Source organism: Citrobacter sp. 172116965, from assembly GCF_013458095.1.
Classification (GTDB): Bacteria; Pseudomonadota; Gammaproteobacteria; order Enterobacterales; family Enterobacteriaceae; genus Citrobacter; species Citrobacter braakii.
The window spans coordinates 3,377,691-3,389,938 of the sequence record NZ_CP046673.1; the positions used below are offsets into that span (position 1 = coordinate 3,377,691).

9 protein-coding genes and 2 pseudogenes are annotated in these 12,248 nt (G+C 51.3%); 10 read left to right on the forward strand and 1 reads right to left on the reverse strand.

All coding sequences use genetic code 11. The features are described 5' to 3' along the window. Positions 1 to 6: 6 nt before the first annotated feature. The gene (uxuA, locus tag GPJ68_RS16505) at positions 7 to 1,197 is read right to left on the reverse strand and encodes a mannonate dehydratase (protein WP_016156994.1); all 1,191 of its coding nucleotides are present in this window, start codon (positions 1,195 to 1,197) and stop codon (positions 7 to 9) included. A 202-nt stretch (positions 1,198 to 1,399) separates the two neighbouring features. Here uxuA and GPJ68_RS16510 point away from each other — a divergent pair, with 202 nt between their 5' ends. The 10 genes and pseudogenes from GPJ68_RS16510 (at position 1,400) to GPJ68_RS16555 (ending at position 12,247) form a co-directional block, all read left to right on the forward strand. After that, positions 1,400 to 2,866, forward strand: a complete 1,467-nt coding sequence (locus GPJ68_RS16510) for a mannitol dehydrogenase family protein (RefSeq protein WP_104651226.1) — start codon at positions 1,400 to 1,402, stop codon at positions 2,864 to 2,866. Positions 2,867 to 2,985: 119 nt separating this feature from the next. After that, positions 2,986 to 3,972, forward strand: coding sequence for a GTP-binding protein (locus GPJ68_RS16515; protein WP_104651225.1), 987 nt, complete (start codon positions 2,986 to 2,988; stop codon positions 3,970 to 3,972). Between the two features lie 35 nt (positions 3,973 to 4,007). Then, on the forward strand, positions 4,008 to 4,721 hold the full coding sequence (locus GPJ68_RS16520) for a phosphatase PAP2 family protein (RefSeq protein ID WP_049042834.1): 714 nt from the start codon (positions 4,008 to 4,010) through the stop codon (positions 4,719 to 4,721). Positions 4,722 to 5,134: 413 nt separating this feature from the next. Beyond that, positions 5,135 to 5,704: a bifunctional murein DD-endopeptidase/murein LD-carboxypeptidase gene (gene mepS, locus GPJ68_RS16525; RefSeq protein ID WP_003027474.1), complete on the forward strand. Its 570-nt coding sequence runs from the start codon at positions 5,135 to 5,137 to the stop codon at positions 5,702 to 5,704. A 172-nt stretch (positions 5,705 to 5,876) separates the two neighbouring features. Continuing rightward, positions 5,877 to 6,338, forward strand: a pseudogene (locus GPJ68_RS16530) (CSS-motif domain-containing protein); the annotation flags it as partial. A 65-nt stretch (positions 6,339 to 6,403) separates the two neighbouring features. Beyond that, a protein-coding gene (locus GPJ68_RS16535) for an IS1-like element IS1A family transposase (RefSeq protein ID WP_103215986.1) occupies positions 6,404 to 7,101 on the forward strand; the annotation gives its coding sequence in 2 pieces (ribosomal slippage) (positions 6,404 to 6,653 and positions 6,653 to 7,101; 699 coding nt in all). An 11-nt stretch (positions 7,102 to 7,112) separates the two neighbouring features. After that, positions 7,113 to 8,213 (forward strand): annotated as a pseudogene (locus GPJ68_RS16540) (cyclic di-GMP phosphodiesterase); the annotation flags it as partial. Between the two features lie 99 nt (positions 8,214 to 8,312). Further along, on the forward strand, positions 8,313 to 10,127 hold the full coding sequence (locus GPJ68_RS16545; RefSeq protein WP_047500957.1) for an extracellular solute-binding protein: 1,815 nt from the start codon (positions 8,313 to 8,315) through the stop codon (positions 10,125 to 10,127). Continuing rightward, a complete protein-coding gene (locus tag GPJ68_RS16550; RefSeq protein ID WP_104651224.1) occupies positions 10,128 to 11,222 on the forward strand; it encodes a microcin C ABC transporter permease YejB in 1,095 nt (364 codons plus the stop codon). It abuts the gene before it with no gap. Then, positions 11,222 to 12,247 (forward strand): ABC transporter permease, encoded by a 1,026-nt coding sequence (locus GPJ68_RS16555; protein WP_053389538.1) that lies wholly within the window; start codon positions 11,222 to 11,224, stop codon positions 12,245 to 12,247. The genes GPJ68_RS16550 and GPJ68_RS16555 overlap by 1 nt, the downstream gene beginning before the upstream one ends. The last annotated feature ends 1 nt before the right edge of the window (position 12,248 follow it).

Sequence of the window (12,248 nt, forward strand, 5' to 3'; positions counted from 1 at the left end):
TTAACCTTACAGCAGATCGCGGAACTGCGTTTGTTTTAACGCCAGTTCAACGCCGCGAACTTCCGCCAGCCCTTTCAGGCGACCAATCGCGGAGTAGCCTGGGTTGGTTTTCTTGTGCAGGTCGTCAAGCATCTGGTGTCCGTGATCCGGACGCATCGGGATAGGACGCAAATCGCCCGCCTTTTTACGGCGCTGTTCTTCGCTCAGGATGGCAGCAACCACCGATACCATATCCACATCGCCTTGCAGGTGCGCACCTTCGTGGAAGGTTTTCGGGTTATCTTCACGGCAGGTGGAGCGCAGATGCGTGAAGTGGATTCGATCGCCAAAGGTTTCGATCATTTTCACCAGATCGTTATCGGCGCGCACGCCGTAGGAACCGGTGCACATGGTGAAACCGTTATTGATGCTGTCGACGGTTTCTTTCAGCCACTGCATATCTTCGATAGTCGAAACAATGCGCGGCAGGCCGAGGATCGGACGCGGCGGATCGTCAGGGTGGACAGCCAGACGCACGCCGACTTCTTCCGCCACAGGCACAATCGCCCGCAGGAATACCGCCATATTATCGCGCAGATCGTCTTTGCTGATGCCGTCATATTCAGCGAGACGCGCACGGAACTGATCCAGTGTATAGCCCTCTTCCGCACCGGGCAGGCCGGCAATGATATTGCGGGTCAGCTTTTCGATATCGGCATCGCTCATAGCATTGAAGTAATTCAGCGCCTGGCGTTGTTCTTCTGCGGTGTAATCCGCTGCGGCGCCAGGGCGCTGAAGAATATGCAGTTCGAAGGCTGCAAAAGCAATCTGGTCAAAACGTAGCGCTTTGGAGCCGTCCGGCAGCTGATATTCGAGATCGGTACGCGTCCAGTCGAGGATCGGCATGAAGTTATAGCACACGGTATCGATGCCGCAGGTCGCCAGATTACGGATACTCTGCTGATAATTGGCAATCCACGTTTGGTACTGGCCTGAACGCGTTTTGATATCTTCGTGGACAGGAATACTTTCCACCACCGACCAGGTCAGCCCTTTTTCAGCCAGAATAGCCTGACGCTGTTGAATCTCTTCTACCGGCCACACTTCACCGTTGGGAATGTGGTGCAAGGCGGTCACAACACCCGTTGCGCCAGCCTGACGCACATCATCAAGCGATACCGGATCGTTAGGCCCGTACCAACGCCAGGTTTGTTCCATTGTTTCACCCCACAAGTTGTTATACCAAATTAAACTACCCGAATGACGACTACCATACAGCCATCCCGAAGATGTTCAACAGATGGCCTATCATTGATTGATCCAGCTCACATTCCCCGGATAAATAAGGCACACCAATTCAATTTGCTGTCATATAACTTTATACTGCCATTGTTAATTAATGGTTAATCAGGTGTATTTAATGAAAACTATTGCCTCAGCGCCACTGGCGGAAAATGTCATGATGCCGCGGTACGACCGCCAACAATTAAAAACGCGGATTGTACATTTTGGTTTCGGTGCTTTTCATCGCGCCCATCAGGCGTTATTAACCGACAGGGTGCTGAATGCGCAGGGCGGAGACTGGGGAATTTGCGAGATCAGCCTGTTCAGTGGCGATCGGCTGATGCGTCAGCTTCGCGAACAGGATCATTTATTTACCGTGTTAGAAAAAGGGGCTAACGGCAACCAGCCTATTGTTATCGGTGCCGTTAACGAATGCCTGAACGCCACGCTGGATTCGCTGGCGGCCATTATTGAAAAATTCTGCGAGCCTCAGGTCGCGATTGTCTCGTTAACCATCACGGAAAAAGGCTACTGCATCGATCCGGCGACGGGTTCGTTAGATCTCTCTAATGCGCGTATTATTCACGATCTGCAGACACCGGCTGAACCGCACTCCGCCCCCGGTATTATCGTTGAAGCGCTGCACCGCCGACGTGAACGTGGACTGCAGCCATTTACCGTCCTCTCCTGCGATAACATCCCGGACAATGGCCATGTGGTAAAAAATGCCGTACTGGGGATGGCGGAAAAACGCTCTCCTGAGCTGGCGCACTGGATCCAGGAGCACGTCAGTTTCCCGGGTACTATGGTGGATCGCATTGTTCCCGCCGCCACCGAAGAGTCGCTGGCTGAAATCGCCCACGAGCTGGGCGTTGCCGATCCTTGCGCAATCAGCTGCGAGCCGTTTATTCAGTGGGTGATTGAAGACAACTTTGTCTGTGGTCGTCCGCAATGGGAATCTGCGGGTGTCCAGATGGTTGAAAACGTCTTGCCGTGGGAACAAATGAAACTGCGGATGCTGAACGGCAGCCATTCGTTTCTCGCTTATCTCGGCTATCTGGCCGGATTCCAGCACATCAGCGACTGTATGCAGGATAGCGCATTTCGTGAAGCCGCTTACCGGCTGATGCTCACCGAACAGGCCCCCACGCTGCAAATTATTGATGTTGATTTAAACCAGTATGCCTTAAGCCTGCTGGACCGCTTTGCCAATCCGGCGCTGAAACACAAAACCTGGCAAATCGCGATGGATGGTAGCCAGAAATTACCCCAGCGAATGCTGGAAGGGATCCGCGTGCATTTAGCACGTCAAAGCGAGTGGCCGCTGTTGGCGCTCGGCATCGCAGGCTGGATGCGCTACGTGAGCGGTGTGGATGATTCAGGCGCTACGATTGATATTCGTGACCCGCTCAGTGAGAAAATTGCCGCTCTGGTGGCACAGAGCACTGAATCAGAACGCGTCAGCGCCCTGCTTTCGCTGCATGAGATTTTCTCCGCCGATCTCGTACAGAATCCGCAGTTTGTCGCGGCCATTCAGCAGGCCTGGCAACGTATTGCCCAATACGGTGCGCATCAGGCTGTCATTGAAACGTTAAAAAATTAACGATTTCTGCCATTAAACAGGACGAAGCACGTCTTCGTCCCCTCACCCCTTCTCTTTTTCCCCATTTTTCGCCAGGATTGTTAAATGCCATTACGGTAATTTATGATTCTGGAGTAATTGTGACTAAAACCAATCTCATCACTGGTTTTCTCGGCAGTGGCAAAACCACCTCTATTCTTCATCTATTGGCGAACAAGGATCCCGCAGAGAAGTGGGCCGTGCTGGTCAATGAGTTTGGTGAAGTAGGTATTGATGGCGCCCTGTTAGCCGACAGCGGCGCATTACTAAAAGAGATCCCCGGCGGCTGTATGTGCTGCGTTAACGGTCTACCGATGCAGGTTGGCCTCAATACGCTGCTGCGTCAGGGAAAACCCGATCGATTGCTGATTGAACCCACTGGCCTCGGACACCCTAAACAAATTCTGGATTTACTCACCGCACCGGTTTACGAACCGTGGATCGATCTGCGCGCGACCCTCTGTATTCTTGACCCCCGGCTGTTAATGGATGAAAAAAGCGTCGCCAATGACAATTTCCGCGATCAGCTGGCCGCCGCAGATATCATTGTTGCCAATAAAGCCGACCGCGCCACAGCGGAAAGCGAAAACGCCTTACAAACCTGGTGGCAACACTACGGCGGTAATCGCCAGTTGGTTCATGCCGACCATGGGCAAATTGACGGGCAGTTACTGGATTTACCCCGACTAAACCTGGCAGAGCTTCCTGCAAGCACAGAGCACGCCCATAGCCATGCAGACAAAAAGGGACTGGCGGCATTGAGTCTGCCGTCACAGCAGCGCTGGCGGCGCAGCCTGAACAGCGGCCAGGGCCATCAGGCCTGCGGTTGGATTTTTGACGCCGATACGGTGTTCGATACCATCGGTCTGCTGGAATGGTCCCGTCTTGCCCCCGTGGGGCGCGTGAAAGGTGTCATGCGTATAAAGGAAGGGCTGGTGCGCATTAACCGCCAGGGAGACGACTGGCATATTGAGACGCAAAACGTCGCGCCACCGGATAGCCGTATTGAACTCATCGCCGATACTGAGACCGACTGGAATACGCTACAGAGTGCATTGTTGAGACTTCGTTTAGACGCTAACGCGTAAGGTTGCCTTCGTTTTTATAGCAATGGTAAACGATGATGAAAACCCGATACCCTCTTATTCTCCTACTCAATATTACGGGGCTGGCGCTGTTTCTGTCCTGGTATCTTCCTGCCGGACATGGGATCTGGTCTTCATTGGATACGGGCGTTTTCCGCTTCTTTAACCAGAAACTGGTGGAAAGCCCGCAGTTCTTGTGGATTGTTGCTATTACCAATAACCGGGCATTTGATGGTTGCTCATTGCTGGCAATGGGTGCCTTGATGCTGCATTTTTGGCTGAAAGAAACGTCGGAAGGTCGCCGACGCATTGTCGCTATTGGCCTGGTTATGCTGCTCACCGCAGTGGTATTAAATCAGTTAGGCCAGGCGCTTATTCCCGTTAAACGCGCCAGCCCTACTCTGATGCTGGATAATATTTATCGCGTCAGCGAACTGCTGCATATTCCGACTAAAGATGCGTCCAGAGACAGTTTCCCCGGCGATCACGGTATGATGCTGCTTATTTTTTCCGCATTTATGCTGCGTTATTTCGGAAAAGTCGCCGGAATAATCGGCCTTATTATCGCTGTGGTTTTTGCCTTTCCACGCATAATGATTGGCGCTCACTGGCTCACCGATATCGTGATCGGTTCCATGACTGTCGTCTTGATTGGTCTGCCCTGGTGGCTAATGACACCGTTAAGCGACCGATTAGTCACTCTGTTTGCGAATTATCTGCCCGGTAAAAACAAACATTTTTTAAACAAATAACGCACAGTAATTAACATCATCAGGGAAAACTCTGATTCCCTGATGATGCTTGTCGATATTTCATCATTCTGGCTGTCATTCTCCTGTCATCTTATTCATCTTTAAAATGATTGGGTTGCGTCTTTTTTATCCCGATTGTTCTTAATTTAGGCAATGCCGGTTATTCACTTTCTGTATCAATTTTTCTTATAAGAAATCACGTAAATTCACTCGCAATGACCGGACCGATCGGGTAATCTCGAACTCGTTTTGCCTCGCGGGATAATTATTCTCTTCAGGAATAAATTTGTGCGTTCTGCCACAGATTTGACCTTAAAGAATTGTCTCATCGTGCGATGGTAATTAGTCTCGTCACGTTTGGCATTTTTTATAACGATATTTATCGTTAAGGACTTCAAGGGAAAACAAACAAAATGGTCAAATCTCAACCGATTTTGAGATATATCTTGCGGGGCATACCCGCGATAGCAGTTGCGGTTCTGCTTTCTGCATGTAGCACAACGAACACCGCCAGGAATATGCATTCTGAGACGCATGCTGTGGGCAATGGAGATAACTCTTCACTGCAAGCCTCTCAGGATGAATTTGAAAATATGGTCCGTAATATCGATGTTAAATCACGTATTATGGACCAGTATGCTGACTGGAAAGGCGTGCGTTACCGCCTTGGCGGCAGCACCAAAAAAGGTATTGATTGTTCAAGCTTCGTACAACGTACGTTCCGCGAGCAATTTGGTTTAGAGCTTCCTCGCTCAACCTACGAACAACAGGAAACGGGTAAATCCGTTTCGCGCACTAACCTGCGCACAGGCGATCTGGTTCTGTTCCGTGCTGGCTCCACTGGCCGTCACGTCGGTATTTATATCGGCAACAACCAGTTCGTACACGCCTCGACCAGCAGCGGCGTTATCATTTCCAGCATGAACGAACCTTACTGGAAAAAACGTTACAACGAAGCTCGCCGGGTCCTGAGCCGCAGTTAATTTCGTTTGGCAGCTATCCCTTGGCTATCCTGATGAGACATTTTGAAAAGCACTGCTTCGGCGGTGCTTTTTTTTTGCTTTGTCTTGTGACTAAGAAAAATCTCACAAGGTGAGTCATTTCAGGTTATATTCATACAGAATAAGCGGTTAACTCAGGTAAACATAAGGAACTATGTTTAAACGCTCCTCTTCATCCAATCAGAAAATCCTGCTTTCCTGTATGTTAACGGGGCTTATCGTCGCGCTCCTGGTGAGTACCCTGCAATTTTTCGTGACCTGGCATAAACGGGACATTAAGTACGACACGCTCCTTTCCGATATCCAGAATTATGTCAGCAGCTACTTCGCCGATCTCAAATCCACCACAGATGACCTTCAGCCACTGGTCGCCAACAGTTGCCAACAAGTCGCTGCTCAACTGACCTCCAGCGCGGCCTTTAGCCTCAACGTTCGCGCATTTTTACTGGTCAAAAACGGCATTGCTTTCTGCTCCTCCGCAACGGGCGCAATGTTCACCCCGATTTTAGATCTGGTCCCAAGCCTCGATATCAGCAGAAATATTGATGTGGAATTACTCCCCGGTACGCCCATGATGCCGAACAAGCCGGCGATAATGATTTGGCACCGGAACCCATCGTTCACTGGGTGATGCTGCCAACTTACTGATTTAGTGTATGATGGTGTTTTTGAGGTGCTCCAGTGGCTTCTGTTTCTATCAGCTGTCCCTCCTGTTCAGCTACTGACGGGGTGGTGCGTAACGGCAAAAGCACTGCCGGACATCAGCGCTATCTCTGCTCTCACTGCCGTAAAACATGGCAACTGCAGTTCACTTACACCGCTTCTCAACCCGGTACGCACCAGAAAATCATTGATATGGCCATGAATGGCGTTGGATGCCGGGCAACTGCCCGCATTATGGGCGTTGGCCTCAACACGATTTTACGTCACTTAAAAAACTCAGGCCGCAGTCGGTAACCTCGCGCATACAGCCGGGCAGTGACGTCATCGTCTGCGCGGAAATGGACGAACAGTGGGGATACGTCGGGGCTAAATCGCGCCAGCGCTGGCTGTTTTACGCGTATGACAGGCTCCGGAAGACGGTTGTTGCGCACGTATTCGGTGAACGCACTATGGCGACGCTGGGGCGTCTTATGAGCCTGCTGTCACCCTTTGACGTGGTGATATGGATGACGGATGGCTGGCCGCTGTATGAATCCCGCCTGAAGGGAAAGCTGCACGTAATCAGCAAGCGATATACGCAGCGAATTGAGCGGCATAACCTGAATCTGAGGCAGCACCTGGCACGGCTGGGACGGAAGTCGCTGTCGTTCTCAAAATCGGTGGAGCTGCATGACAAAGTCATCGGGCATTATCTGAACATAAAACACTATCAATAAGTTGGAGTCATTACCCGTTCACTGATAGCGGCGTGTTTACCTCACTGAATATTAATCTGGCCCCTTATCTGCTTTATACCGCCCGACAGGATGATTTTAACGGTATTGCCATAGTCGTCGGTGATAACGCGATTTCAACATTTTCATCACGGATTATTGATGCCTCCGCTCTGCCCCACTCTCACTGGCGGCAGGCGACCCTGGAAGGTATTCCGCTACAGATTCGTTTATATGCTGATGAGTGGACCTATACCGACATCTGGTATTCGATTATGTTGGGATGCATGGCGGGGATTATTGCTGCACTTCTTCTCTGGTACTACATCTACACCATCCGTTTACGTCCGGGCAAAGATATCCTCAACGCTATCAAACATAACCAGTTTTATGTGGTGTACCAGCCCGTCGTTGAGGTGCAGACACTGGAGGTGAAAGGTGTAGAGGTGTTATTACGCTGGAATCATCCGACAACGGGTGAGATCCCACCGGATGCTTTTATTCACTACGCCGAATCCCAGAAAATGATTGTCCCGCTGACCCAGCATCTCTTTAAGTTGATAGCCCAGGACGCACCGATGCTGCAAAAAGTGTTACCCGCTGGAGCAAAATTGGGGATCAATATCGCGCCAACGCATCTGCACGGCGAGACGTTTAAAGACGACATTCATCACCTGCAGGCCTCGCTTCCCGCAAACCATTTCCAGATGGTGCTGGAGATCACCGAACGGGATATGCTTAATCAACACGAGGCCACAAAGCTTTTTGAATGGCTTCATTCCGCAGGTTTTGAAATTGCCATTGATGATTTTGGCACCGGTCATAGCGCGCTGATTTATCTGGAACGCTTTACCGTTGACTACCTGAAAATCGATCGCGGCTTTATTAACGCCATTGGAACAGAGACCCTGACCTCTCCGGTTCTGGACGCCGTGTTGACACTCTCTAAGCGTCTTAATATGCTGACGGTGGCTGAAGGGGTTGAAACGCCTGAGCAAGCCCGTTGGCTACGCGATCGTGGAGTGCATTTTTTCCAGGGATACTGGATTAGCCGACCATTAAAACTTGCTGATTTCGTGCGTTGGATGGCGCAGCCCAATAAGCCGACGTGGTGATCGCAGTATGCGAATCATATACTCTCACTCGCCGCCACATCCCTTATCTTTCAGGCATGATGCCCGTCGGGTTGTGGCAAGAAAAGGAAATCGCATTTAATGATCCCTCGCGTATTGCTGCTGTTTATCGCCCTCATCGGGTTTAGCGCCGAGGCGCAGTCCATCAAAGAAAGCTATGCTTTTGCCGTACTGGGCGAACCGAAGTACGCGTTTAACTTTAATCACTTTGATTACGTCAACCCTGCGGCCCCCAAAGGCGGGCAAATCACCCTCTCCGCCATCGGCACATTCGATAACTTCAACCGCTATGCGATGCGCGGTAATCCCGGAGCACGTACCGAAACGCTTTACGATACGCTGTTTACTACCTCTGACGATGAGCCTGGCAGCTATTATCCGCTCATCGCCGACAGCGCACGCTATGCTGATGACTATTCCTGGGTAGAAATCGCCATTAATCCGCGAGCGCGTTTTCACGATGGCTCCCCCATTACTGCCAGCGATGTCGCATTCACCTTCCACAAATTTATGACTGAAGGCGTGCCGCAATTTCGCCTGGTCTACAAGGGAACAACGGTAAAAGCGATCGCGCCATTAACCGTACGTATTGAATTAGCCAAACCGGGTAAAGAGGACATGCTCAGCCTGTTTTCATTACCCGTGATGCCAGAGAAGTACTGGAAAGATCATAAGCTCAGCGATCCCTTATCATCGCCTCCGCTCGCCAGCGGTCCTTATCGCATCACGAAATGGAAGATGGGTCAGTACATTGTCTATTCGCGCGTCAACGATTATTGGGCCGCTAATCTGCCCGTCAACCGTGGCCGCTGGAACTTTGATACCATCCGCTACGACTACTATCTGGATGACAACGTCGCCTTTGAAGCGTTTAAGGCCGGAGCGTTTGACCTGCGTCTTGAAAACGATGCCAAAAACTGGGCGACACGTTATACCGGTAAAAATTTCGCGAATCATTACATCATCAAAGATGAGCAAAAAAACGAATCCGCCCAGGATACGCGTTGGCTGGCGTTTAATATTCAGCGCCCGGTGTTCAGCGACCGACGGGTGCGAGAAGCCATCACCCTGGCCTTTGATTTTGAATGGATGAATAAAGCTCTGTTCTATAACGCCTGGAGCCGGACCAACAGCTATTTTCAGAATACCGAGTATGCCGCTAAAAATTACCCCGATGCGGATGAACTGGTAATACTTGCGCCCTTGAAAAAAGATCTCCCCCCTGAGGTCTTCAGCCAAATTTATCAGCCGCCGAAATCAAAAGGCGATGGCTACGATCGTGACAACCTGTTGAAAGCCGATGCCTTACTGGAGCAGGCCGGATGGGTACTTAAGGGACAACAGCGCGTAAACAGCGCCAACGGTAAACCTCTGAGCTTTGAACTGTTGCTCCCGGCGGGCAGTAACAGCCAGTGGGTGCTGCCGTTCCAGCACAACCTGCAGCGCTTAGGCATTACAATGAACATCCGCCAGGTTGATAACTCACAAATCACAAACCGGCTGCGCAGTCGTGACTATGACATGATGCCGAGATTGTATCGCGCAATGCCGTGGCCAAGTTCGGACCTGCAAATTCTCTGGGCCTCTGAATATATTGACTCCAGCTATAACGCCCCGGGCGTGCAAAGCCCGGTGATTGATAAACTGATCAACCAAATCATCGCGGCGCAGGGTGATAAAGCCAAACTAATCCCACTCGGTCGGGCACTGGACAGGGTATTAACCTGGAACTACTACATGTTGCCGATGTGGTTTATGGCAGAGGATCGCATCGCCTGGTGGGATAAGTTTTCGCATCCAGCTATTCGCCCCATTTATACCATTGGTCTCGACAACTGGTGGTACGACGTTAACAAAGCGGCGAAACTGCCAGCAGCCAGACGGCAGGGAGAATAAATGGGCGCTTATCTGATTCGACGTCTGCTACTGGTGATCCCAACGCTTTGGGCCATCATCACCATCAACTTTTTTATCGTGCAGATTGCCCCCGGTGGTCCGGTTGAGCAGGCCGTCGCCGCCATTGAGTTCGGGCAAAGCGGGGCATTACCCGGCGCGGGTAGTGAAGGCATTCGCGCCAGCCACGCGCAAACCGGCGTCGGCAATATCAGCGACAGTAATTACCGAGGTGGCCGTGGTCTTGACCCGGAAGTGATCGCCGAAATCACTCGCCGTTACGGGTTCGATAAGCCTATTCATGAGCGTTATTTCAAAATGCTCTGGGACTATATTCGTTTCGATTTCGGCGACAGTCTGTTTCGTAGCGCCTCAGTGCTGACGCTTATCAAAGATAGCCTGCCTGTTTCCGTCACGCTGGGGCTATGGAGTACGCTCATTATCTATCTGGTGTCGATACCGCTTGGGATCCGCAAAGCCGTTCACAACGGCAGCCGATTTGATGTCTGGAGCAGCGCATTCATTATTATTGGCTATGCCATACCAGCCTTTTTGTTTGCGATTTTACTGATCGTCTTTTTTGCCGGGGGCAGCTATTACGACCTGTTCCCGCTTCGCGGACTGGTTTCCGCCAATTTTGATTCCCTGGCCTGGTATCAGAAAGTGACCGACTACCTTTGGCATATTACCCTGCCAGTGCTGGCGACGGTGGTTGGGGGGTTTGCCGCGCTAACCATGCTGACCAAAAACTCATTTCTGGATGAGGTACGCAAACAGTATGTCGTCACCGCGCGCGCCAAAGGGGTCAGCGAGAAAAACATTCTGTGGAAACATGTGTTTCGCAATGCCATGTTGCTGGTAATCGCTGGCTTCCCGGCAACGTTTATCAGCATGTTTTTTACCGGTTCGCTGCTGATTGAAGTGATGTTTTCACTTAACGGTCTGGGACTACTGGGTTATGAATCCACCGTATCACGTGACTACCCGGTAATGTTTGGCACGCTCTATATCTTCACCCTGATCGGTCTGCTGCTGAATATCCTCAGCGACATCAGCTACACGCTGGTCGATCCCCGTATTGATTTTGAGGGACGCTAATGTCGCGATTAAGCCCCGTCAATCAGGCCCGCTGGGCGCGTTTTCGCCATAACCGTCGCGGCTATTGGTCGCTGTGGATTTTTCTACTGCTCTTCGGCCTTAGCCTGTGTTCAGAACTGATTGCCAATGATAAGCCGCTACTGGTGCGCTACGACAATAGCTGGTATTTCCCCCTGTTCAAAAACTACAGTGAAAGCGACTTCGGCGGACCATTGGCAACCCAGGCTGATTATCAGGATCCGTGGTTACAGCAGCGCCTGGAAAACCGGGGCTGGATCCTGTGGGCGCCGATACGCTTTGGAGCCACCAGCATTAACTTTGCCACCGATAAGCCCTTCCCTTCCCCGCCTTCTGCACAAAACTGGCTGGGAACGGACGCCAACGGTGGTGATGTGCTGGCACGGATCCTCTACGGCACACGTATTTCTGTCCTGTTCGGATTAATGCTAACCCTGTGCTCCAGCGTGATGGGGATCATGGCTGGCGCAATCCAGGGCTATTATGGCGGTAAGGTGGATCTGTGGGGGCAACGATTCATTGAGGTTTGGTCAGGTATGCCAACGCTGTTTTTGATCATACTGCTGTCGAGCGTGGTCCAGCCAAACTTCTGGTGGCTACTGGGCATTACCGTGCTGTTTGGCTGGATGAGCCTGGTTGGCGTGGTACGCGCGGAATTTTTACGTACCCGAAACTTTGATTACATTCGTGCCGCTCAGGCGCTCGGCGTGAGCGATCGCAGTATTATTCTGCGCCATATGCTGCCCAATGCGATGGTCGCCGCCCTGACCTTTTTACCGTTTATATTATGCGCCTCGATCACCACTCTGACCTCGCTGGATTTTCTTGGCTTCGGCTTACCGCTTGGCTCGCCATCGCTGGGAGAACTCCTGTTACAGGGTAAAAACAACCTGCAGGCACCGTGGCTTGGCATCACCGCGTTTATCTCCGTTGCCCTGCTATTATCGCTACTGATATTTATTGGTGAAGCGGTACGCGACGCGTTCGATCCCAACAAGGCGATTTAAG